The sequence below is a fragment of the Paenibacillus sp. J5 genome (genome assembly GCF_054955055.1).
Genome location: NZ_JBUEDD010000003.1, coordinates 480,428 through 504,631, shown reverse-complemented (window position 1 = coordinate 504,631; position 24,204 = coordinate 480,428). Strand labels below are relative to the sequence as shown.

The window sequence follows — 24,204 nt, the reverse complement described above, 5'->3', positions numbered from 1 at the left end:
CTGTCATCTCGATGCTTCCAAACCTGGCGAATAAGGCTCCTGACCACCTGGCCGTACCTAACAAAAGCAATAGCCAGCTCAATCGTGGATCATGAAAAGCAGGCATCCGCCTCACTGCGATCCAACACAGGCACGCAACTCAGGCACGCAAAAAAAGGCCAACCAGTAATAACGGGTTAACCTGGATCGAGCATACGAAAGGCTGGACGGAAAACCTTACGTTTTCTCGCCCAGCCTTTTTCGGGGGACTCTCTGGACAGCCCCATGAAGCTCGAATACAACAAGACAATAGCAACATTACAACGGCCGTTCCATCGTAAATCGTTCGCCCAGCCTGGCGTAATCGTCGCCAGCCAGTCGGCTTAACGGGCGCAGAGCTGCGGCATCGATGCGTCCTGCCTCATAGATTGTCTCATCTACATGAAAGCAGACGACGCGGCCGATCAGCAGATCGCAGGACGGTGCATCTGCTTCATCTCCCCCAAGCTCCACGACCCGCTCCAGCACACATTCCATACGAACCCTCGCCTCAGCTATGCCAGGGACCTTAATCTTCGAGCTTGCTACGGGGGTCAGGCCCGCCAGCTCCACCTCGCTCTCCTCCGAAGGAATACTGGCCGCCGTCCTGTTCATCTGCTCCCCATAGCCCTCATCGGCGACGTGCACGACGAACTCTCCTCCTGCCACCGCATTAGCTGCTGTATCCTTGCGTGTACCATCTGGCTTACGCTGCACAGAGATGCTGACCATAGGCGGATTCGCGGTTACGATATTAAAGAAGCTGAACGGCGCTGCGTTAAGCACGCCATCGCGGTTCATAGTAGTTACCATAGCAATCGGCCTGGGAGCTATGCTGCCGATGAGCAGCTTGTAATTGTCACGTGTGCTCACACTGGCGGGGTCTATCGAAATCATCGGCGACTTCCTTTCTGTAATCGGCGGAATGCCATAGGATATGGAACACAACGAATGGAGTACCAGCCTGCGCTGCATCCCCTCTGATGCCCGACCAGCAGAGCCAGGCTGGTTCATCCCAGCCCTTGCCCTACACGCTCGCTCAGCATTTCGTACTATTATAGCTGAGTTATTTCAGCAGTGCATCCAACGAGTAATCTCCAGCACCCACCAAAGCCACCCCAAGCGCGACGGCAATCAACACCAGATTGTATTCATAGCCGTTCGCTGTTGTCCACAAGCCATTGGCTCCGTGCACTTTGAATATCGCGACGAGCATCGTTGCGATGATCAGCGCCGCGGCAACCGGCGTCAGCAATCCCAGTGCAAACAGCAATCCGCCCAGCAGCTCCATTAATCCGGCGACAACAGCCATCGCCACTCCCGGCTTGACTCCGATCGATTCCAGCCAGCCGCCAGTTCCCTTCGGACCATAGCCTCCGAACCAGCCAAACAGCTTCTGCGCTCCGTGCCCGATGAACAATAACCCTACTACGATTCGAATAATGAACAATCCCCATGCAATACTCATGTCTACATTCCTCCATATGAAAGTATATTATCACTAATCAAAGACTCTTTAAATTAAGATATATGCCATACTTCTGTATAATATGCCGGTAGCGTTGCATTGCTAAGGCGCTAAGTTGGCTCCCAGCCAGCACAGTACCACACCTGCAAGAAGGGATTCGGCCTCATCATTCGTGGCTGTACGAACCTGCCTGAGCTGGTTGTATTATTCATTTGGCTTCCCTCCTTTATCTCGAATTGAATCATCTTAAATTAAAGATATATGATATTAAGGTTTTTGTCAACTCTTATTTTCATTACACGAGAAGATCGGATAGGTACCCTGTATCTATGGAGTTCTTCCTCAGTCGCACCTTGGTCACATGAACGCCGAGGCTCACTATATCGATACATATTACCGGGCTTTGGGAAACATAAGCACTGTAAGATACAGGGGACAAGGGCACGCCGTCACAGTCTGCTATGCCCTTGCCCACGTTAATCCATACACCTCCACCCTCACGCCCTTCATTGCTTCGGCAGCAGATAACGCATCTGCACAGGCGCGAAGGGTGCTGCCCGTTGTATAGATGTCATCGACAATTAATATCGTCATCGGTTGCTCTCTACTCGCTCCACCGATTACCCTTGCACGAGCCGCTGCCGCCTGCAACCGCTCCGTGTTCGCCACAAATAAATTGGCCGTATTCTCTATCCGTCCGTGACGCGTCTGATGGCTCTGCCGCTGACTGTCTCTCACTCTGGAGAGCAGCGGCACTGCCTCCAGCCCATAGCGCACAGCAACGGCCTCAGCCAACTGCTGCGCCTGATTGAAGCCTCGCTCCTGCGCGCGTTGGCTGCTGATCGGAACGAATGTGACTGCATCCCAGACAGCAGATGCCCGGGAGCGCAAGGCAGCATATCGACTCATTAACAGCGTTCTTGGGCTCCCGTTATATCTATAACCGCGGCGACCATGCCTGTCGACCGGGACTGGATGGCGCAACTGATGCAGATGGGCGGTCAGCTCCTCAACTACCGGATACAGCATGGCGGATAGCAGTGGAAGGAGTTGCTCATCTCCGGCGTATTTGTAGCGGGCGAGCAATTCCTTCATCGACGGGTCATACTGGACGGCACTGCGGCTGCGGATGAGAGTGTCGGACAGCCCCCGCGGACAATCCGGGCAAGAGACAGCGCGCCCGCAGGTGTGGCAAGCAATCGCACACGGCTCAATCCAGGGCAGAGTGATCGTGCATGTTCTACAGAGCCATTTGGCAGTATAACGGGTATGTGACGGCAATTCAGTGCCCACCTGCTGCCCGCTCCTGTCCGGTCTGCCGCATAGCAGACAAGCTACTGTCACCGGCTTGAGCAGCCGCAGCAGCAGATCAATTGGATTCATGCTTGCGGCCTCCCGTATCTGGCAGCAGATACCCGCGCCTGCGGGCGATCCGGTTCATCGTCCGAATCTGGCGCACCGCCTGAGCCTGGGAGCGGGTGACATCCGGGCTGCACAGATATACCCGGCCGAACGGGTCATCACCCGAGCGTCCGGCACGGCCAGCCATCTGGACGAGGGAGGCCGCATCGAACAGCCCTGCCCCGGCATCCAGAATAAACACATCGCTGCGCGGGACGGTTACGCCCCGCTCCAGTATAGTCGTCGTGACCAGCAGCCGGATGTCCGTGCGGCGAAAGGCCTGTACCTTATCCGTCCGCTGGGGGTCGACAGACGAGGTGCCTGCAATGCGGAGCTGAGGCTCATGAGCTGCGAGCACCTGGCACAGCGGCTCGACATGCTTAATCTGAGCGACGAATACAAATAACTGTGCTCCACGCGCAATCGAGCCGCGCAGTGCGTGGAGCAGCCTGACGGGCAGACGTTGCTTCTGAAGCAATTCGGCTGTCGCCGGGCAACGCAGCAGCACGGGCACCGGCAGCGGGTGGCGATGATACCGGACAGGCACTCGGGCATGAGGAAGACGACCGCGCCTGACCGCACGCTGCAGCTCCTCCGGCGGGGTAGCGGACAGCAGAATTCTGCATCCCCCTGTTCGTCCAGCCTTGCGCGCGGCATAGTAGAGCTGAGGATCATTATGATATGGGAAAGCATCCAGCTCATCTATAATGACCAGATCAAATGCTTCCTCGAACCGGAATAGCTGGTGGGTCGTGGAGAGCGTAATATTCCCATGCTCCCGGCGCTGACCGCTGCCGCCATAGAGCGTAACGACCGAGCAGGTCGGGAAAGCCTTGCGAATACGCGGATCGAGCTCCAGCACGACATCCCGGCGCGGTGTCGCCAGCAGCACCCGACCTCCCCGCTGTACAACCGATTCGATCAGTGGGAACACCATCTCGGTCTTGCCAGCTCCTGTCACCGCCCACAGCAAGAACTCACGCGGCGCATTCCCCATCTCCTCCCTGCCCCCGCCCAGGCGGCGCAGCCAGGCGCGGAGCGCGCCGCCTTGCCGCAGCCGCTCCTGTGGCTGCGCCTCAATGAAGCGCAGCGCCTCCCCGGCGGCAGCCAACTGCGCCGGGCTCAGCCCCCAGTGGCGCAAGCGCGCGGCAAGCTGCCGCTGCGACACCGCCTGCGGCGCAGCCCCCGATCCCGCATGGGCGGGGGCAGTCGCCGCTGGCTCGTGCCCGGGCGCTTCGCTGCCGAGCACGAGCAGCTCGCACTCGCGTGCCCGGCCCATGCCGAGGCACGCCTCGCAGTAGGCGCACATGCGCCCGCACGCGGCGCATGGCGTGCGGCGCATACGCGCCGCCCCGCTGCCGCAGCGTCGGCAGCGGAGCTGCGAGCGCGCCTGCGGCAGCGCTCGCGCCAGGGCGCCTCGCCGCCGCCTGGCTATGGCGGCGGCGACGGCGCTGGCGAGCCGCAGGCAGCCCTGCAGGGCTGCAAGCTGGAGCAGCGCGTCCCAGCTTGCGCCCGCGGGCGGGGCCGCCACGGCGGCGAGCAGGGCGTGCGCTTCGCGGTGCAGCAGCGCACGGCCCTGCAGCGCCTGAGCGGCAGCGGCTGCTGCTGCCGCCCAGGCGTGCCCTTGAGCGCGGCGCTGCCCGCGCTCGGCGCCCTCGCCTGCCGCTGCGCGCAGCAGGCGCCAGCTTGCTCCGGCCTCAACTACCTTGAGGCCGCCCTCCTCATGCCTCGCAGCATCTGCGAGTCGCGCGAGCGAGCGGGCGTCCCCTTGCTCCGCTCTCTTCCCCATCTGTTGATGCTGCTGCCTTATCGCCACCAGCAGTTGCTCCAGCGCACGGCAGGCCTGTGCCGCACTGCTGCGCCTCCTGCCCTGCTGCTCATTCCAGCTATACGCAGCCTCCAGCACAAGGCCAAGCGGCTGCTCCTCATCGAGAATGAGCAACTGTTGGCAGGAAGCCAGCACCGGCATTCGCCCGCGTCGCCCGGCTTCCTGCTGCTCCTGCTCAGCAACCCCGTGACGGAAATCCAGATCCAACGTATATAAGGCAACAACGTTCATATCGATGCCGCAGCCAGCCACCCAGCGGCCTCCGTCCAGCTCGGCTGCATACAATACAGCTTTCAAGCCCGCACCTCCCCGCCAACCAATGAACGGGATTTAGCTGTAAGTCCTCCTACTCTCCTGCACGCTTCACATGATACACAGCGCAGCATACCATTCCATGAGTCATCCGCTTCCTTCCTCGCCATAGCCAGCTTCCCCCTATCCATCCCAATTCGATATAACGAACAGCACGTCCATAAACCAAAGATAACACCAAAAAAGCACACCCCCGCGCGTCATTGACGCGACGGATGTGTGCTTCACTCCATCACCATTTCAATTTTCAGTATATCTCTGGTCAGCCTCACCGTCAAGCAGCACAACCTCGCGCGCCGGGAACTGCGCATGGTGTGATCATGCCTGCTATGGCATACCCGCCTGGCATGGAGATTTCGTAAATGTCTGTACCTTCACATATGCCTAAGATGGCCGCTATGAGTAGCGCCTCGCCAACCTCCAATTCACGACCGGCCGCAAGCTGTGTCATAGTACAAAGTGCTACACTTCATAAATAACGCCCCGTCAGACTCAACACAGCAGCTATAGCGGAAGCTTCACCAACTGCTCTGGGCGGCGAAGATCGACGAGCACTGTCTGCTCATTGCCGGATATGATTCCCTCAGCTCGCAGCCGCCCCAGGTACCAGCAAGCCTGTATGTCATTGAGCTCAGCAGCCTGCGCCATCCCTGCTTCGCCTGCCAAGCCGATACCGTCAGTTCCATCCGGCTGGTCTTGAGCTTGCCCAGCTCGATGCAGCCTGATGCTTTGATCCTCGCGAGCCAGCTTTTGTACGATCGCTGCCGTCTGATCGGTGGAGCCTTCATCGACCACCGTTATTTTAACCGGAGCCCCGGTAGCAAGTGAAAACCAGCGGATGGCGCGGATATAGCCTTCCATGTGCAGCTCATGGTTATCGCCGCGCAGCACATAGTGACGCACCTCCCGCCGCTTGCGTCCTACGCTGCGCATGACCAGCACCGCTAGAGCCGACAGCGCATAACACAGCACAATCGCCATAAACAAGGAGACCATCAGACCACCTCCTTTTTATAGCACTATATGCGCTGTGCAAGCCAGTGGTTCCCCACCTGCACACGGTCACCTGGCACCTCTAACGACCAAAGCGCCCGCGCTTCGCCCCCCCCTCCTCCCGAGTGTTCTTCTGTGTAATGCCGCTGCGAAACAGCACGATCCCCCCGACAATGAGCAGTACCGCCACCAGTCCTGACTGCAAATAATCACGCACAATATATAAATGGTACGTCTGCCTTATCTCATGTGGCAAGAACTGCATAATCAATTGATCAAAGACGAAATAAACGCCCAGTATAATCAGCCCCGCACCCAGCCAACGCTTGCGGCTTCCCAGCCAGGCAATGATGGGCTCGTCCGCTACTAACCCGCCGGATGCCTCATAACGGGAGCTCTGCTGCAGCCCGTCAAAGAACGAGTAGCACCAAATCAACGGTACGATGAACAGAAACATCGTCAACCGTAGCGTATCCAGAATGTAGATGGAGAATAGAAACCCGGCCATCAGTTGCAGGCCGCGGTGCTGCAGCCCCAGGTACATATGCCCCGCACCCGGAAATATCGACAGCAAGGTTGCCACCAGTCGGCTTCGCCTGCCGCTCTGCCGCTCCCGATCCCACTCCTCCAGAATGGTAATATCTTGAAGTTGCTCGCCACGTTGTTTTTTGGCAATCAGCGAAGACGCATCCACCATCCCGTACAGCCAGATGATCGGCAATGCGCCGAGAAACACGAGAAAGCCATCTTGATTCGTATAGACCGCCAAAAAGAAAAACATCGTCAGCATGCCGAAGAACCCTACCAGCAGCGTCAGTCCCCGCTGCTTCAACCCCATGTGCAGATGACCCAGGCCAGGAATGAACGAGAGCAGCAGCATCATGAACCGCTCATTGGCAAGCTGACGTTCGTATAGACGATCCCCCCGATACGCGTGCGCCGGGTCGGCGCTATGCATTCCCCCATGCCCCTGCGAGGATACCACGGACGGAGGGGGCGGATAATTGCCGTATTGGTGGTACGCCTCAGGCCCCGTGGGATGCTTGAACAGATACAATATGATGTCCAGCATATTGATAATCCAGAACAAGAAGCTTACAAATACCCCAGCATAGAAGATGGACCCCTCACCCTCCGATACAGCAATTAAAAAACTCAGCCCCAGTATCCCAAAGCACAAGAAGCTATATACAAAGCCTCTGAATTTTCGATTCACGGCAAAATGACCCAGACCGGGTATAAAGGACAAAAAGAATATGGCGATTGGACTGCTAAACATGAAATAACTCCCCCTTCTCCAGTAATATGTCTTAATTATGACTTGCCCGCTTCATCCAGCCCTCTAGCAGGCTCGTAGCATGCTTCATAACTCTCTCGGCATTTGGCACCTTCTGTTGATCAGCCACCTCGTAGGCATTGCGCCAGCTTTCCGTATAGCTCATCAACTGCTGGAATACGCCCGATGACATCAACAGCAATGTCAAGCTTGCCGCTACCGTATAATGGATAAGACGTCCGCGCCGTTCACGCTGCATTTGCCGCTTGGAGCCGCCACTGTACTGCCCTTGACTCTGTATTGTATCCATCACCTCAGCAGTGACTGCCTTAGCCCGCTCCTCCTCCCAAGCAACCGACTGCTGATCCACCACACGAAGATATAGAGCCAGGCAATCATCACAGACATATAAATGGCGTTCCGCTTCCTCGCGCTCTGCCTCCGGCAGGCGATTCTCCATATAGGCGATCCATAAGTCATACGAGCGATGCATTACCATTCCTCCTTCTTCCAATGCTTTCTCATCCATTGCTTGGCCCGATAGATTCGGGATTCAACCGTCTTGGGCTCCACCTGCTCCTCGGCCGCGATCTCCTTGTAGCTCTTCTCCTCTAGATAAAAGGCTTGTACGATTCTCCTGTGGCCTCCGGGCATTTCCTCAATCAATTCACGTACCCGTTCCTCCCGCTCCGAACGCAGCACCGAATCCTCAGTCGCTCCTGGCTCTGTGCAGGGTACTTGTCCTCCCACATCATATGCGCCGCTGCTGCTGCCAGAAGGCACCTCTTTCTTGCGCTGCGCTTTCCGCTTATAATCTATCGCCTTGTTCACGGCAATTCGAGCAAGCCACGTCTTCAAGCCTTGTCCACGATATTGGGGGAGAGCCAGATAAATCTGCACTAAGGCATCCTGCAGCGCATCCTCCGCATCCTTGGGGTGGCGCAGCACCGCGTAGACACACCCGTACAGCTCCTGCCGATAGCGTTCAACCAGTTGCTGAAAGGCTTGACGATCGCCCGCGATAATATTCTGAATCAGCACCTCGTCACAAATTTGCTCTCCCCCCCTTCACCAGAATAGACGATTCGAATCGCCTGTAACCCTGCATGTCTTCAAACATATTTGTCTGTCATTCCAGGAGTCGCAGCGGGTGTGCGCTCTAGCTCCCACCCAAGTTCCAGGAACGGAGGTTGCAGCAGGCTGTGGCGCACTACGAAGTATTAACCCTGGCTACGGGGCAGCCCCCATCAAAAAGAGGATGCTCTTCGCAACGTTTCGCTGCAAGAACATCCTCCATCGTTCAGCCACACTATGTACGGACCAAGCTCGATCAGAGTGTGACCCAGCCATTCTTGATCGAGTTGATAACGGCCTGTGTCCGGTCGTCAACCTCCATTTTTTGCAGGATGCTGCTGACATGATTTTTGACCGTCTTCTCGCTAATATACAGGAATTCCCCGATCAGCTTATTGCTCTTGCCCTCAGCCATCAAGCGCAGCACCTCCGCCTCACGTCGTGTGAGCGGATTATTGTCCCCTGCGATGAACTTGACGCCACTCTCCTTGGCCGCCGCCGCGCCTGTCACGGCACCAATCTCGTCCAGATAGGTCATTCTGCGTAGCTGGTTAATCAGCTTGCCCGTAACCTTCGGATGGATATAGGCATGACCACTCACCACGGAACGGATTGCGTTGATCAGCTCCTCCGCCTCCATATCCTTGAGCAGATAGCCGCTGGCGCCCTTGCGCAACGTCTCGAATACATAGCTCTCATCATCATGAATGGAGAGAATGATCACTTTCACATCCGGGAAAATATCCCTTAGTCGCTCCGTTGCCACCACGCCATTCTCCACTGGCATGTTAATATCCATCAGCACGACCTCAGGCTTCTGATGATTGCAGAATTCGAGCACCTGAATACCATTGCCGCATTCTCCGATGACCTCAAGATCGTCCTCCATGTTCAAAATTCGCTTTAACCCTTCGCGAAACAATTGATGGTCATCTGCGAGTAAAACTTTAATTTTGTGCGCCCCTTGTGGTGTATACTCCATAATCGATTACTCCCTTCTGATCTCTGCGTTTATAGGAATATGAATCGTAATCTTCGTTCCTTCTTGAATAGCTGATTCAATATCCAATCTTCCCTCGAGCAGATCCACCCTCTCCCGCATGCCGATCAGGCCGAAGCTGGAATTTTCCGCAGATTTGGTTTCCATTTGGCGGACATGAAATCCTACTCCATTGTCCTGAACGACAATCTTGACCATCTGAGCCTGATACGTCATCTCCAGCGATACAATCGAAGCATTGGCATGCTTCAAAGCATTCGTATACGCCTCTTGTACGAGCCGATAGATGCCAGCCTCCATCGCGGATGGCAATCTGATCTCGCGGCCGATCAACTCGAAATTTGTGCGAATCTTCGTCTTCTCCTCGAAGTCTTGAACATATTTGCGCAAGGTCGGCACCAAGCCGAGATCATCGAGCGCCATCGGCCTGAGGTTGAATATTATTTTGCGAATCTCCTCCAGTCCGGTTCTCACCTGATCCTTCAGATCGCTCAGTTCCTCCTTGACCAATCCCAGCTCCTGCTTATGCAGCATCCTCTCGGCGATTTCAGTACGGATCACCAGATTGGCCAGTGACTGGGCGGGACCGTCGTGAATCTCCCTGGCGATTCGCTTGCGCTCTTCCTCCTGCGCCAATATAATCTTCAATCCTATCAGTTGGCGGTTTTTGGCTGACTCCAGTATTCTCGTAATTTGAGTCAGGTCGCCTGAGAGATATTCCAGCACAACATTCACCTGTGAGCTGATCGTCTCCGCGCGCTCAATCGACAGCTCGACATTCTTCGTGCGCAGTTGGAGCTCGTCCCGCCGCGCCTTCAGATAGGTCTCCTTCTCGCGGAATACCATCAGCTCCAGTTGAATCTGGGTTGCCTTCTCATACGCCGCTTTAATATCTTCTTCCTTATATCGAACGAAGTCCCGGCTTACCTCAGTAAGCCGGATTCGTGAGCGGCGGTAGTCCAGCTCCAGACGATCCACCTTCTCGATCGTCTCTGCTGTTTCCTTGAAGACCTGTTCCAGCTCCTTCGTCAACAGCATCAGTTCTTCGCGGGCGGCTTCACAAATTTCAAAAATCTGATATTTGCTGTCTTCCATGACCTGAATCGCATTTTTGATCACGCGATCAACATCGTTAGTCCTGAACTCCATCGGTGAACCCGCCCACTTTCTTATTAAACATAACTACGACTATCATACCATAATTGGTGTGATAAATTTTATTGAATCGTAACTTTTTGGGCACTATTGTCCCAATTGACCTTTAATCCGAGCTGTTCAGACACCAATCGCACTGGCACCATCGTTCGACCATTACGATCAATAGGACTTACTTCCGTCTTGATCCGCTTCCCATTGAGCACTACGTCCTTGCGACCAATCCATAGCTCCAGCATCTTGTTGCCACGGAGGAAGGTCACACGCTTGCTGCTATTGTCCCAGGCCACTTGGCCGCCGACAGCGTCCGACACGAAGCGCAACGGGACGTAGGTCGTGTTCTTGATAATTACAGGCGCTGCATCCAGTGATGTCGATTGACCGCTTACCGTTGCCGTTTTCTTGCCAACGAACAGCTCGATCGTCGAAGCGGCCGGCGTCGTGATCGTACTGGCATACTTGAACTGAATATCATCGATCGCCACCTGCCCTGTCAGCGAACGGTTCTCCTGACCGGATTCAGGATTGGCGATATAAATCTTCTTCACCGTAATCGGATAAGCCATGGTCAAGCCGTTAAAATCAACCTCGATGTCCTTCCAGCCTGTCCAGGTGATAGGTCTTACCAGATCAATATAGTGCGTCTTGCCGTCAGCATCGGTCACCTCTGCGCGCAGCCAGTTGCTGCTGCCGTCGCCATAGACCGCTGCCTTCAAGCCTACAGGCTTGCCCTCCACGGCCTTGCCGCCCGTTCCTAGCAGTGCATAGGCCCAACGTCCGCCTGTTCCATCTGTGAAATCATAGGTGATCTGCAATGCCGAGCCGGTTCGCTCAGCAAAGCCATTGACGATGGAAGCATTGCCTGCCGTCTGCTCCGGCACACCCTGGAAGTTCACCTTGTAGTTTACGTTCTCGAAGCTTTCCCACACCTTAGTGTTAACGGACGGTGAGGTTGAGAAGGCTGCCATCGTCGCGAAGCCATCATACCTCGCAATGGCATATGCGTTAGCTACACTCGTGTTGACCGACTGGATGTCCAGCTTGCCGTCCTTAACGCTGCCCTGCATGCCTTGCAATTCCCACTTTATCGACTCGGCAGGAACCGACAGCTCTCTTCCATCGGTCAGCTTCACCTTCACTGGCAGACTGATCTGCGTACCCGCCGACAATGCTGTGCTGCTCGGTGTGACCGTCATCGTATCAATCTGACTGCCTGCAATGACCTCCACGTCCATCTTCGCTGTCGCCTTATCCGATTTGACCGTTACCTGAGTCGTGCCCGCTTTCTTAGCCGTCAGCGTGCTGCCCGAGAACGAGCCGAAGGCGGAAGGGACACTCCACGCGGCCGTAACATTATCCTGCTTAATCGGGTTATAGTAGGTATCATAGCCCTTAATTGTGTAGTCCGCCTTGGCGCCGATGAAGATCGTTGAAGGTCCACTTGCCCTCACGTCCTTCACCTGTCCCTGAGGCGCTGTTGTGAAGATGCCCAGACCATTGGCAACCGCCCGCTGCACCGTGCCTGTTCCATTCGATGTCGAATGCGCAAGTCCAGCAGCGAAATCACCGAGCGGACGAGCCGCCATCGTCGTCGAGCCGCCGCCATCCAGGTTCAGCCCCTGCCATACGCCCAGCATCACCATCATATTTTGCAATTCCTTGAGCGTCATGCCAGAGCTAGCTCCCTGTCGCTCTACGGTAATCAGATAGACCTTCTTATTATCCTTGGAATATCCAATAGCAGTACGCGCCACCGCGCTATTGCCGCTGACCCCTGTTACATCCCGTGTGAACGCCGATGCCTTGCCGTCCGTCACCAGCAATGTATGTCCGCCCACCATCATCTGATAGGAGGCGGGGTCCTTCTTCGCGCCGCTTACGAGCGACACCAGATTATAGGTCGATGACACGGTCTGTCCGACGGTCAGATTTTCTTGGATGAACTTGGCCGCGTCGCCATGCCCACGCAGTATGTATCCGTCCTCGGGAGCAGACATAGGCAGCGTTCCATTTTCTTGAATCTGCATCACGACATTATTTTTTACCAGCACCTCTGTAGGCGTGGTCCCGCTGTTTTTAGGACGCTCGGACTGTGCCCAGGCACTCGTATACATGTAGAGCTGATTCGTGTGACTGCGTTGTGTTCCGTCTGCCGTGTCCATCGTATAGGAAGTCTGATTCACTCCTGCCAGAGGGAAGCTGGCGCCAGAGCCGGATGTCACACTGCCCTCGAACGAGTAACGATCAATCGTCGGCACCCGGTTTTTGTCCAGCGCAAAGGCATACATTCCGTTAATGACAGAAGGAGAGGTCATGAGCGCGCCAGATGTAATCTGTGGCCCCATGCCGACGCCCTCGGCTGACATAATGAAAAAGTCCGCGTTAATGCCAGCAACTGCCCCATTCTCTGCAACCATGTTCGTGACGGTATTTTTGCTTGCTACGGTGCCGTTCTTGCCGCTCATCACATCCAGATTCACATACCGGTTTGACAGATCGACCTCGATAACATGTACATTCGCCTGCACTGCACGGTTGCTGCGCGTCGATGACCATACGTACTTGAGCCGCTTCGCACCGGAAGTAATCATAACCTCCTCCTGCAGCTTCAACGACGGCGACTGGGCTGTCGCAGCGGCTGCAATCACCCTATCCCCCGTCAGCGATACTGGCAACAGCGGCTGCAGCAGCAGTGCCCCGCTTAGGGTAACGACCAGTATGCGCTTGCTCACTGTAAGAGCTGTTCTATTCATCTGTACCCGCTTGACTTTAATAGCCTGTCTGTTCGCATGACCATGCCTATGATGTCTATTTAATGGTTTCCGCATGTCTCCTACAACTCTCCCATTCTAGAAATCTATTAGTTATAGACATGAAAACACTGCAAAAAGTTCCGCAATATGAGAAGACTCTAATACAATTATCAAAAAAAGAGACCCCGATCCCTATTCGCGACCAGGAAGTCTCTTGGAATTCAGCAAGGAAAATGTATGGTCCGGGGCAGCCTCCACCCGCACTGCCCCTCATCCGCACTACACATCCATAAATCCTATATAACCTAGCAGACGTTTGATCATAATTGCCGCTTGCGCGCGTGTCGCGTTGCCTTTAGGGCCCATCATTGTCTTGGTCAGACCGGTGATGATGCCAGCATCCACTGATTTGGCCAGTGCATCCTGCGCCCAATTCGCAATGCTCGCCCGATCCCGATAAGGCGTAAAGTACGAAGCTGCACTGCCCTTCAGCTCGACCTGCACACCAGCGACTGCTGCAGCACGGATTATCATAGCCGCCATTTCTTCACGTGTCACATAGTTATTCGGCTTGAACGTGCCGTCCGTGTGCCCTTTGACGATGCCAGCCTTGGAGGCAGCTCCGATGTAAGCCGCCATCGCAGAGGAGGTACTGACATCCTTGAACTTGGCGCCCTCTGCCTTATCTCCGGACAAGCCCAACCCTCTTACAATAAACATCGCGAACTCCGCGCGAGTAACTGGCTTCTCAGGCTCATACTTTGTCGCAGAGGTGCCCGCTGTAATATTTTTGGCGGTCATCATATTAATATCGCTGCCCGCCCAGTGCTTGCCCGTATCAGTGAAGCTGGAGGTACCGCTGATGACGGCATAGGCTCCGCTAGCCGAAGGGCGCATAAAGGTAATGATAGAGGAGCTGTTTACCGTCGTAATCCGGGTTGGCACGAAGGATAGCCCGCCTGTCTCGTTGTCCAGCCACACGACCGCGGTCTTCTTCGGATCGAAGGAAACATTAGACTTAATGGACATCGTCACATACTCAGACAACCCATAAATGACCTGCTCTGAGCTGCCAGCGCTCACCGAGAGCTGGAAGTATGCCGGACTGGTCATCAACTGGCTCGTCGAGCGATTGATCGCCGTCATCAGGCTGCTGGAGGCCGTAATTGTTGCTGCCGTATCCAGCCGGATAATGAGCTGCGCACTGGTGGTGGAAGTACCTGCCAGGGTCGCCAGCTCCGTATAGCTCAGGCTGCCCAGATTCAGCTCATACGTCAATTCCTTATAGCTTACGACAAATGATGCATTGGAAATCTGCTTGTGAATGCTCTCCAACTGCCCTAGTGGAATCGACACGATGGCCGCTTGCTCCGTTGAGGGAACAACGAACTTCACCCGCGGCGTTACGCCTGATTTTTTGAGTATATACTCATAAGCGGACTGGAGCTGGGTGGCGGAAATCGTGTAACGGCTGGCCGTCCGATTCCCCAGTGTCATATCCAGACTTGTAGATGCCAACGTTTCCTTCATAATTATGCCGCTCGTGTTCTCCCAATCCAACCCCGTGGGGAGAGTAACGGTTGTTCCTGTATTGCTGGTATTGCTGTTCGAGTTGTTATTGCTGCTTGTGGCACTATAATCCGTGAAGGTGCCAATCGTAATGCCGGTTGTGGTTCTCAGCGTGCCAGATGTGCCTGTATAGCTGACCAGCACCGTGTCCCCGGTGTTGATCGTTCGGACGACCTGAAGCAGCACATTGGAGCCAGACAGCGAGACGCTGGACACGGTACTGACGATGCCATTGATTTTGACATAGAATTGTGAAGCCGCCGGCACGTAGCTGCTATTAAGCGTCTGAGTAAAATTAAGGGTGACTACTTGCCCCTGTATGGACATTCCCCGCAGCAGACCTGTTCCTGTTGTGTGCGTTGCTATCTGATTCGTGAAGGACGGCGCCTGATTGCCATTCAGGTCGGTTATGGACGGATAGCCGATCACATAGCTCACCTGAACGGTCTGGTTCGTCGATACCGCTGAGGAGAGTGTCAGAATGACCTGGGTGCCGCTTATCTCCACGCCCGTTACCGAGCGAGCGGTTTGGTTAACCAGAACAGCGAACTGCCCCGCTGTCGGCAGTGAATTCGTATTGATCCCTTCATTGTAGGTCAGGGTTAGCTTGTTGCTGTATACCTCGACCGTTTGCAGTTCCGGCGCTTGCTTGTCAAATGGGTTTTTTACATAAAAGTTACTGAAGGACTGCACTGAATTGCTATAGTAATCTCGGAGTGGATACGCGCCAGGCGTATAGTTCACATAGACAGGCGCATTATCCGAGACGATGGAATCCAGCGTAATCGTAGCAGCTATTCCTCCGGCCGTTACACTTTTGATGGTGCGCAGACTTCCACCCACATACACCTGGAACTGGTTATATGCCTCTCTCACATTCGTCATCGCACTCAAGGGTTCAGAGAAGTAGACCATAACCGTATCATGGCTAACCAGTCCGCTTGTCGGCTTGGGCAGTGTCGTATCCGCCGAGTTGACCACCGTGTAGCTGCTAATGTTGGCTGCCTGGTTTCCTGACAGATCCTGCAGAGGCGTTGAGCCCTTGGAGTAGGATAGCTTGACCGTCTGACCGTAGATGACTCCACTAGAAAGGGTTAAAATCACCGTCTTATCATTAATCGATATATTCGAGATGCTTCTCTCTACATCATTCACCGTAACAAAAAAGTTCGAAGTGGATGGGATGAAAGCTGCATTCATCACTTTGGAATAGGTGAGCACTACTTTGGTGCCGCCCGTCATCTCTGCCTTGGACAGCGTAGGCACAGTCGTATCCGTGCCTGTTCGGAATGTCCATTGGAATTCATTCTGAATACCAGCAAACTTGTTCCCTGCAAGATCCACAACTGCACCGGATGGAATATCGACATAATAGGATACACCATTCACCAGAGTTGAAGTGGGGATGATGTTCAATTTACGGTTATCCGTGCTGTCGACCGTTGCATTGGTTGCATACGAGTTGCTTGTACCTGACCGTTTGATCGAGATGACGCCATCGCTTCGTTGGATCGGCTTATTGAAGGTAAGGGTCAATGTTGGTCTGGTCGTCACGTTCGTTGCATTATTAAGTGGAGAATAGGTCACGACATACGGAGCCGATGTATCCCGGTTTACCCTGAACGTCCAGCCTGTCTTATCGCTAATTCCCGCATAGGCATTGCCTGAGCTGTCCTCGAATGCCTGGTTGCCAATCTGTACATAGTAGCTCGTACTGTCCACAAACTGCCGGCCCGGATCAATGGTAATCGTGTTTGTACCACCACCAGTGATCTGGTTAGAGGTGACAGAGACCGAAGCAAACACAGCATCATTGGATACAGTGCGGATAAGCACATGCCCCGTCTTCGGATAGACCGCCTTATCAAAGGTCATAACCAGCTTGGAGTCAAGCGCCGTCGCAGTGCCCCCTCTGAGTGGACTGAATGTCGTGACCGTCGGATTTTTCGTATCCACCGTCGTAAAGCTCCACACTAAAGCATCTGAGATGCCCTGGAAACGGGTAGAGGATGTCGCCGACACAAAAGCTCCGCTATCTATAACAACATAATAGCCCGTATTCGCTTCAAAAACGGGGTGATCAATCATAACAGTAGAGCCCGAAACCTGAACACTTGTGCTGTTGACGCTTATTGTACGAAACACGCTATTGTCCGATACTTTACGAATTTCGATATTGCCGCTACCTTTGCTCATCGACGAGTCAAAGTTCATCACAAGCATGTTGGTTACACTCACACCTGTGGCACGGTTGGCTGGCGTCAGACTGGGCATATTCATGGGCGGAGCCGATGTTGTAAAGCTCCAACTGTAAGCGCTCATGCCTTTGCCGAATGAATCCGTAAATGCGTTGCTATCAATACTAACAGTATAGCGAACCCCTGCAGCCAATTGTGAGGTTGGGGTAATCCGAATATTGCCCGAGCCGCTGCCTTGGACTGCACTTGTTGTCACCCCGATCACCTGGGTATCCCCTGTAGCCATATTCTTGATAGAGATATTTCCGCTGGAAGCGAAGACGCTCTTGTTGAATTCAAGGCTAAGCGTTGAATCAATCGATGCCGTAGAGCCAGCAGATGGAAATACCGCTGTAACCATCGGAGTGGTAGTGTCCAAGGATACAACAGAGAAATTCCACGCTGTCGCGCTGACTATACCCGCAAAGTTCATGCCATTGCTGTTCTGGAAAGCACCAGCATCAACGAGCACATAATAACTGATCCCCGATTCCAAAGTTCCTGTTGGCAATGATATGGTTACGACATTTCCACTGATCATTACCTCGGAGCTGGTGACCGCAACCGTTCGAATTACCTGGTTATCTGTGACCCGACGGATCGATAACGATGCTGAACCCGTTCCTTTGGTCACATTCTCATCGAACGTCATCGTGAGGTTTGTATTTACAGGCACATTCACTGCATCGTCTGCCGGGTATGTCCCCAACAGCACAGGGCCTGACGCCGCTGCTTCCACTTGGGAAGGAACGACGGGTAGCACATTGAATAGCAACTCCAGAATCAGCACTGCTGCTAGAACGATAGAAACGCCTCTTAATTTCCGAATCAACGCTGGCTCACTCCCCAAAAAGACAATAATATATATAATTTCGGCTAATCTAGCCATTAAGTTTAGAGTACAAACAAAATAACCGCCATACATCAGCGTATGACGGTCTTGAAGCTATTCGCTTAATGCTTCTTCTCTCAGCTTGCCTGCCTTGTCCACACGCTCCCAAGGCAAATCGACATCCGTTCGGCCAAAATGACCGTAAGCTGCAGTCTGACTATAGATCGGGCGGCGTAGATCCAGCATCTTAATGATACCTGCCGGCCGTAGATCAAAATTGTTGCGAATGACTTCAACCAACTTCTCCTCTGCAACCTTGCCTGTACCATACGTATCGACGTTAATAGACACCGGGGTCGCTACACCGATTGCATAAGCCAATTGAATCTCGCATTTGTCTGCAAGCCCCGCTGCTACGATATTCTTCGCCACATACCGTGCTGCATATGCCGCAGAGCGGTCAACCTTTGTTGGGTCCTTGCCGGAGAAAGCACCGCCGCCATGACGGGCATATCCGCCGTAGGTATCGACAATAATTTTGCGTCCTGTCAGGCCAGCGTCGCCTTGAGGGCCGCCAATAACAAAACGTCCTGTCGGGTTAATATAATACTTGGTCTCTTCATCCAGCCACTCTGCCGGTACCGCAGGCTTAATGACATGCTCGCGAATATCCTTTTGGATCTGATCCAGCGTAATCTCTTCCGCATGCTGGGTAGATACAACAATCGCATCCACTCGAACCGGCTTCCCGTCGATATATTCGATCGTGACTTGGGTTTTCCCGTCTGGACGGAGATAGTTCAACGTGCCGTTTTTCCTTACTTCAGACAAGCGCCGAGCAATCCGGTGGGACAGTGCTATAGGCAGCGGCATTAGTTCTGGTGTCTCGTTCGTCGCAAAACCAAACATCAATCCTTGGTCGCCAGCACCGATATCTTCATTCTCTTGACGAATATCCTTCCCGTCGCGAGTCTCAATCGCCGCGTTCACCCCTTGGGCAATGTCTGCAGATTGCTCATTCAGCGATGTAAGCACAGCGCAGGTGCTGTAATCAAACCCGAATTTGGCGCGGGTATAGCCGATTCCCTTAATGGTACGACGCACAATGGATGGAATATCGACATAATCCGCTCGGCTACTAATCTCGCCTATAACTAGCACCAGACCGGTTGCTACCGATACTTCACATGCTACGCGGGCATACGGATCAACTTCCAGAAAAGCGTCCAATACGGCATCGGAAATTTGATCGCATATCTTATCGGGATGACCCTCGGTTACTGACTCAGAAGTAAACAAGTGCCTACCTTTTATTGACATCCGCTTTAGCCTCCTATAAATATTGGTATAGTATAAAGTGCGTTCGTTTCCCTATACAAAAAATGAACCTTTTCCGGGCAGGAAAAGGTTGTTAGACAACTCTCTAGGATAGTATGATACCGGAATTACTGTCAATTGTCAATGGATACGACCCAGTACCTGCTCCGCTTGAGCAATCAGGCGCTTGGTAATCGATCCGCCAACAGAACCAGCATCCCGGGTAGCTAACTGGCTCCAAGGCACATATCCATGTCCTGCACCTGCGGAAGTCTCACCCAGCTCGCCAGCGAATTCCGTATCGCCTTGTCCGACAGGATGAACCATCAAGCCTAATTCCACCGCGATCTCATATTTCATCTGATTCAATGCTTGCCTGCACTCCGGTACCACTTTCTTATTGCTTCGAGAAGCCATAGCAGCCACCTCCTGTTGTAATGGCTATAGTATATGGAGCTGCGCGCTTCTCGAAGCGTATAACTTATTGTCATCCCGGGGAAAAATAACTAGGGCGTGTCTGAAAACTCTGAACGGAACAGATCTGGCCGAATTTTCGTTCCAGGCAAGGCGCTTTTTCGCAGGCGTACCGGGGGTACGTCAAGAAAAAGCAACGCAGCATGGGGCGAAAAGGCGGGGAGAGATGCCCTTGAACGGGTTTTCAGACACGACCTAAAGCATCATTGCTGCACATCCGTTTTATTTCAACTGATATTTGCCTTTCACTAACACGATCAACTTGTTGTTACTCACGCTGCTATCCGGCGTTATGCCGCGTCCTGCTCTGGGCGACAGGATCAGATTATTATTGGCAACCGCCTTGCCATGTACCAGATCTGTACCCGAGGTTAGATTGGAGATACCGTCCTTCTCTTCACTATAGGCAACTGCCTTGCCTGAGCGCACGATGAACTCCGTTCCCTCTTCAGTAGCAAGAAGCTTCTTGCCTGCTGCTACGGTGACTACTTTCATCGCTGTGTCCTCAGAATTGGAGCTTGATCCGCTGGAACCGCCATTTTGACCGAGCAGCTTATCTACGTAGCTCTTGGTAACTACTGGATCTTCTACACCGCCAGGAACAGGCTGGCTGCCATTTGCATTACTATGCCAAACCGTCCCGAGCACGATGCCCGATGACAGCAACAGAACAGCAGCAATTAAGTTAGGCCACTTCAAGTCTGTTCCTCCTAGGACTCGGGATTATTATTTTGGGCAACATAGAAGCGGCTATATTCCTTGTAGGACAGCAGCTTTTTATGTCCATTATAATATTCGTACACATTGAGCGTGTAACCATTAAAAATAACTCTGGAGATATTCGGGCCTGTGAATTCAATCTTGCGTTGTTGATTGCTTCCAACAATCAGTCCTTTCTCGCCCTCCATATCCACAACCTGCTCATAGGTTTGTTTCCCATCATTAATCTCGAATAACAACTGCTTCTTCGTCTCACTGACTTCATATGGCTTTTCGTCGGTCAACGTATATCTGAGGTCTAAGGTAAAGGTAGAATTACCTGTAATACCAGCATCTAGTTTATTCAAAGTCAAAGTATAAGGATTTATTTTCATGTTCTCAAAATTGTTAGTTACCTCATTAACCGCAACAGGGACAGTCAAGGAAGCACCTCTAATATAGCTATCCGGTGTCTCGTCAATCTTAGAGTAATTCCCAGCCGTAATTGCCTCACCAACAATCAGTGACAAACCATTACTGTCATACTCTTTTGGCACTTGAGCGGAAGCAATGAATTGCGCCTTGCCTGACGGGCTCACTGCTGCTTTTACATTCGTTAAATTAGCCTCAATATATTTGCCGTCGTTAGTCTTGAAGTAGCCTTTGAGCACGGGCAGAGTAGAGAAGCGATCTTCCTTGTTCACATATGCGAATTCAACATAGTACAAGCTGGAGCTTTTGGCTTCGAAGCGGTATGAACGACCTACATCCAATGCAGCTTTGCGCCCTTTAGATGACAAGACATAGCTCAAACGATTGTTCTTGACACCACCAAGCTCATTAACAGTAAATTGACCCATTGTGCGAATCTTTTTATCCTTCAGTTGATCATTAAGCACCAGGCTCATTTTTGAGAATTTATAGTTATATGGAACCTTCGTGCTAATAACATATTGAATGCTCTCCCCAGCCGGGATAAGAATCTGGTTATCCAGTTTAATGATGGATACACTCTTCTCATCGAGGGCAGCGCCATTCATCTTCAGTGTGCTGACCATATCTGGAATAAGCTGCTCTTTGTCGCCTTTGTTGCGCACAGAGACGTAGATGTTCACAATATCTTGATCGCCCCATGGGAGTCTTTCCGTATCTGTAATCGCGATTTCATACTTGCTATCTTCCTTCTGATATTCACGGATTAGTGAGGCATCAGAACCAGTAGCAGTAAGAGACGGAAGCTTGAAGCCTGTTAAAACATACCCGGATGGCTTATTCTCTTCTTTTGGTTGTTGCACGATCACTGTCCACGATTTGGACTTGTCTTCAGAAGGCACTTTGCCTGTCAGTAACAGCTCACTCTCAATGCCTGGCACCAGATTTACTTCCTCAGATCCTGGCACAATCGGATACCTAACCCCAGACGAGCTTAATAGCTCATATTTGTACGCAGGGAGCTTGACTGCTTTCTCGCCTTTATTCGTAAACTTCAGTGTAACTGAAATTTCATTCTGTTTATCGCCTTCATCCAAATAACTATATTCAACCATACTTTGGATGCTTTGACTGTCTACCATAATCGTCTTGGCTTTGTTCACTTCAGCAACGATCGTATTCGTCGCTTGCCATGTCATTGCATAATTCGCAACGGGGGACTCGAAGTTAGCCTCGCCCTCTGTCTGTGTCACGAAGAGCTGGGCGCCAGCAAGATCAATAGATTTCCTTACCTCGCCGGACAGCAGAACGTCAAGCTTCTGACCGGAATCCAGCTTCTGACCTGCCGCCAGGTTCGTATTCAACTGAATAATGAAACCTGCTTTGGTCTTTATATAATACTTGTAATTCGAAATATCCTTCGCAAATGTCCCTTGATTGCTCAATTGAAATGTTGTTTGGAACTGGGTTGTGTCTCCTAGACTAAACTTCGATCCTGGCTGCAAATACGTTCTAATCTTCTCAGTTCCTTTAGTGAGAATGTAGTATTGTTTAGAAGGGACGACATTTACATATTTTGAAGTAACGCGCGCCTCGCCAAGCACACGCTCATAATTGGCAGCACCAAAATCCCACTTAATCAGCTTGAACTTGAGATTATAATAGTTGAGCTTCGGATTGACCTTTGCATAGTACTTGTACTCCTGAGTAGACTGAGGAGCAATCTTGTTGGACTTGCTGTTGCTTGGATGAGCCTGCACTGAATATTTGGAGCCGCTAGTATCCTGTACTTCGATCCAGTAATCCATAAAGTCAAGGTTCTTGTTGTCATTGTTATGTACAGTTACCGTATAATGAACGATCTTTTCATTATTGCTATATTGGAACAATACATCGCTAATCTCAATATAGCTTTTAGCTGAGATATTAAAGGTCTTTAGCTTCGTGCCAGCAAATGCCTTAATTGAGCTTGTTGACTGCGTAGAAGTTGCCTTAGTCTGAGTAGTAGTTCCCGCCGCGTGTACCAAAGGTGATGCATTCATTACAAGAAGACTTGTCGCCAATGCCACTGTGCATGTGTACTTCCCCAATTTGTTCATTCATTAATTCTCCTTTGTATAAAGCTGCTATATATATAGACGAATTAATGGATGAAAAGTTTCAGGGGAATTGAAATCGATTCTTTTTCGTTCCTAGAGTCCAGTCTTCCAAGTTGTTAAGCTAAAGATCTATTCTGCCATTGAGATTTTCAATATTAGTAAATTAGACCTATTTTTATAAATTACAATATGTGTTAAATTTAGCATGTAGTTACTGGCCAGTTTCTATAATAACGTACAAATAAACGGAGGATTTGAACTTGAGATTCATTAAATTCACTATTGCTTTGGTTTTAGTTTGTATATTTTCTACTTCTCAAGGCGCATTCGCAGCTATTGGTATTGGGGACACTAAGGCCACTGCTATTCCTTACACACCATGCTCTTACAGTGCAAATAATTACGCTTGTTATTCTACTGCACTACCATTAAATTCAGAAACAGATGTAGATTGGTTCCAGTGGACAAATAGAACAGGAATTACTAAACCAACTGATATATGGGTGACTAGTCCGAATGGTGCCTGGTATGGTTTTACCTATCAAGTCATAAATAAATATGGTGATTTGATCGATTTCGCATATCTGAACACTCAAGTTGGTGGAACAGCATTCGCTCCTCAAGTGAGTGTTCCAGCAGACGCAACATTATTTCTGCAAGTATATGTTATTAATAAGCCCACTGACTTTAGCTCATTATACTCATTCAGTATCAACATTCCATAAGAACTAAATCCAAAGAGTGTCTTAAAATAAATAAGCCCTAATAATTCATTGATAAACCTGGTGGTTAATTTAATGGATTACTAGGGTTTTATTTGTATGCATAAAAAAGAAAATAAGACATCAACTCTGTTTTTAGTTTCCTTATGCCTTTACGATCCTCCCGCATCACTATATGATTTGTGCATTCTCTGTTCGATCAGATCCTTTGTTCGATACACTTCTAAGTACAGTTATCTAAATCAAAAGTCGAAGATTCGTTCCTTCGAGCATATTGCCGCAAGCTCTCTAGCGAGATTTGTTTGCTGTCGTTGCTCTTCATGCGAACGTATCACTCTCTTTCACAATTAGGTTAGCCCCATCCGGTTTCCAGCGTCTCAAATTAGATTCGTGTACATCGCCGTGCTCTTGCCCCAAATCCCTTCAGATTCCATCTCGCAATAGAAACCCTTGCTCTTAGATAATGCAAGGCGCTTGCCAGCCCCCATCCGGACTTCACTCTAGAGATGAAGCCCATGCTGGGCATATAAGTAAAAAAGAAGCCC

Annotated in this window: 17 protein-coding genes; 1 reads left to right on the top strand and 16 read right to left on the bottom strand. The window is 51.8% G+C overall.

Annotated features, from left to right (window positions below; translation table 11 throughout):
* Window positions 1-297: 297 nt before the first annotated feature.
* The 16 genes from ACY1JZ_RS07315 to ACY1JZ_RS07240 form a co-directional block, all read right to left on the bottom strand.
* Window positions 298-915 (bottom strand): flavin reductase family protein, encoded by a 618-nt coding sequence (locus ACY1JZ_RS07315; protein WP_462628666.1) that lies wholly within the window; start codon window positions 913-915, stop codon window positions 298-300.
* 169 nt (window positions 916-1,084) lie between these two features.
* A complete protein-coding gene (locus ACY1JZ_RS07310) occupies window positions 1,085-1,486 on the bottom strand; it encodes a DoxX family protein (RefSeq protein ID WP_270166231.1) in 402 nt (133 codons plus the stop codon).
* A 459-nt stretch (window positions 1,487-1,945) separates the two neighbouring features.
* On the bottom strand, window positions 1,946-2,869 hold the full coding sequence (locus ACY1JZ_RS07305) for a ComF family protein (RefSeq protein ID WP_462628665.1): 924 nt from the start codon (window positions 2,867-2,869) through the stop codon (window positions 1,946-1,948).
* The gene (locus tag ACY1JZ_RS07300) at window positions 2,856-4,946 is read right to left on the bottom strand and encodes a helicase-related protein (RefSeq protein WP_462628717.1); all 2,091 of its coding nucleotides are present in this window, start codon (window positions 4,944-4,946) and stop codon (window positions 2,856-2,858) included. Before ACY1JZ_RS07300 ends, ACY1JZ_RS07305 begins: the two co-directional genes overlap by 14 nt.
* Before the next feature lie 585 nt (window positions 4,947-5,531).
* Window positions 5,532-6,023, bottom strand: coding sequence for a hypothetical protein (locus ACY1JZ_RS07295; RefSeq protein ID WP_462628664.1), 492 nt, complete (start codon window positions 6,021-6,023; stop codon window positions 5,532-5,534).
* Window positions 6,024-6,102: 79 nt separating this feature from the next.
* On the bottom strand, window positions 6,103-7,299 hold the full coding sequence (locus ACY1JZ_RS07290) for a hypothetical protein (protein WP_462628663.1): 1,197 nt from the start codon (window positions 7,297-7,299) through the stop codon (window positions 6,103-6,105).
* Window positions 7,300-7,330: 31 nt separating this feature from the next.
* The gene (locus ACY1JZ_RS07285; protein WP_462628662.1) at window positions 7,331-7,789 is read right to left on the bottom strand and encodes a hypothetical protein; all 459 of its coding nucleotides are present in this window, start codon (window positions 7,787-7,789) and stop codon (window positions 7,331-7,333) included.
* Window positions 7,789-8,337, bottom strand: coding sequence for an RNA polymerase sigma factor (locus ACY1JZ_RS07280; RefSeq protein ID WP_462628661.1), 549 nt, complete (start codon window positions 8,335-8,337; stop codon window positions 7,789-7,791). The genes ACY1JZ_RS07285 and ACY1JZ_RS07280 overlap by 1 nt, the downstream gene beginning before the upstream one ends.
* A 289-nt stretch (window positions 8,338-8,626) precedes the next feature.
* Window positions 8,627-9,352: a response regulator gene (locus tag ACY1JZ_RS07275; protein ID WP_270166240.1), complete on the bottom strand. Its 726-nt coding sequence runs from the start codon at window positions 9,350-9,352 to the stop codon at window positions 8,627-8,629.
* Between the two features lie 6 nt (window positions 9,353-9,358).
* The gene (locus ACY1JZ_RS07270; RefSeq protein ID WP_462628660.1) at window positions 9,359-10,519 is read right to left on the bottom strand and encodes a sensor histidine kinase; all 1,161 of its coding nucleotides are present in this window, start codon (window positions 10,517-10,519) and stop codon (window positions 9,359-9,361) included.
* Window positions 10,520-10,587: 68 nt separating this feature from the next.
* Window positions 10,588-13,278: a stalk domain-containing protein gene (locus ACY1JZ_RS07265; protein WP_462628659.1), complete on the bottom strand. Its 2,691-nt coding sequence runs from the start codon at window positions 13,276-13,278 to the stop codon at window positions 10,588-10,590.
* A 279-nt stretch (window positions 13,279-13,557) separates the two neighbouring features.
* Window positions 13,558-17,916, bottom strand: a complete 4,359-nt coding sequence (locus ACY1JZ_RS07260; RefSeq protein WP_462628658.1) for an Ig-like domain-containing protein — start codon at window positions 17,914-17,916, stop codon at window positions 13,558-13,560.
* Window positions 17,917-18,030: 114 nt separating this feature from the next.
* On the bottom strand, window positions 18,031-19,236 hold the full coding sequence (gene metK, locus ACY1JZ_RS07255; RefSeq protein ID WP_270166248.1) for a methionine adenosyltransferase: 1,206 nt from the start codon (window positions 19,234-19,236) through the stop codon (window positions 18,031-18,033).
* Window positions 19,237-19,374: 138 nt separating this feature from the next.
* Window positions 19,375-19,650, bottom strand: a complete 276-nt coding sequence (locus ACY1JZ_RS07250; RefSeq protein WP_462628657.1) for an alpha/beta-type small acid-soluble spore protein — start codon at window positions 19,648-19,650, stop codon at window positions 19,375-19,377.
* A gap of 279 nt (window positions 19,651-19,929) precedes the next feature.
* Window positions 19,930-20,406 carry a hypothetical protein gene (locus tag ACY1JZ_RS07245; protein WP_462628656.1) on the bottom strand — a complete coding sequence of 159 codons (477 nt, stop codon included), beginning with the start codon at window positions 20,404-20,406 and terminating at the stop codon, window positions 19,930-19,932.
* Window positions 20,407-20,417: 11 nt separating this feature from the next.
* The gene (locus ACY1JZ_RS07240; protein ID WP_462628655.1) at window positions 20,418-22,937 is read right to left on the bottom strand and encodes a hypothetical protein; all 2,520 of its coding nucleotides are present in this window, start codon (window positions 22,935-22,937) and stop codon (window positions 20,418-20,420) included.
* Between the two features lie 260 nt (window positions 22,938-23,197).
* Between ACY1JZ_RS07240 and ACY1JZ_RS07235 the strand changes: the two genes are divergently transcribed.
* Window positions 23,198-23,662 carry a hypothetical protein gene (locus ACY1JZ_RS07235; protein ID WP_462628654.1) on the top strand — a complete coding sequence of 155 codons (465 nt, stop codon included), beginning with the start codon at window positions 23,198-23,200 and terminating at the stop codon, window positions 23,660-23,662.
* Window positions 23,663-24,204: the final 542 nt, after the last annotated feature.

Bases quoted from the DNA above. Each gene is read 5' to 3' on its own strand.
- ACY1JZ_RS07315 (WP_462628666.1), bottom strand. From the start codon at position 915: ATGATTTCGATAGACCCCGCCAGTGTGAGCACACGTGACAATTACAAG.
- ACY1JZ_RS07310 (WP_270166231.1), bottom strand. From the start codon at position 1,486: ATGAGTATTGCATGGGGATTGTTCATTATTCGAATCGTAGTAGGGTTA.
- ACY1JZ_RS07305 (WP_462628665.1), bottom strand. From the start codon at position 2,869: ATGAATCCAATTGATCTGCTGCTGCGGCTGCTCAAGCCGGTGACAGTA.
- ACY1JZ_RS07300 (WP_462628717.1), bottom strand. From the start codon at position 4,946: ATGAACGTTGTTGCCTTATATACGTTGGATCTGGATTTCCGTCACGGG.
- ACY1JZ_RS07295 (WP_462628664.1), bottom strand. From the start codon at position 6,023: ATGGTCTCCTTGTTTATGGCGATTGTGCTGTGTTATGCGCTGTCGGCT.
- ACY1JZ_RS07290 (WP_462628663.1), bottom strand. From the start codon at position 7,299: ATGTTTAGCAGTCCAATCGCCATATTCTTTTTGTCCTTTATACCCGGT.
- ACY1JZ_RS07285 (WP_462628662.1), bottom strand. From the start codon at position 7,789: ATGCATCGCTCGTATGACTTATGGATCGCCTATATGGAGAATCGCCTG.
- ACY1JZ_RS07275 (WP_270166240.1), bottom strand. From the start codon at position 9,352: ATGGAGTATACACCACAAGGGGCGCACAAAATTAAAGTTTTACTCGCA.
- ACY1JZ_RS07270 (WP_462628660.1), bottom strand. From the start codon at position 10,519: ATGGAGTTCAGGACTAACGATGTTGATCGCGTGATCAAAAATGCGATT.
- ACY1JZ_RS07265 (WP_462628659.1), bottom strand. From the start codon at position 13,278: ATGAATAGAACAGCTCTTACAGTGAGCAAGCGCATACTGGTCGTTACC.
- metK (WP_270166248.1), bottom strand. From the start codon at position 19,236: ATGTCAATAAAAGGTAGGCACTTGTTTACTTCTGAGTCAGTAACCGAG.
- ACY1JZ_RS07250 (WP_462628657.1), bottom strand. From the start codon at position 19,650: ATGGCTTCTCGAAGCAATAAGAAAGTGGTACCGGAGTGCAGGCAAGCA.
- ACY1JZ_RS07240 (WP_462628655.1), bottom strand. From the start codon at position 22,937: ATGAACAAATTGGGGAAGTACACATGCACAGTGGCATTGGCGACAAGT.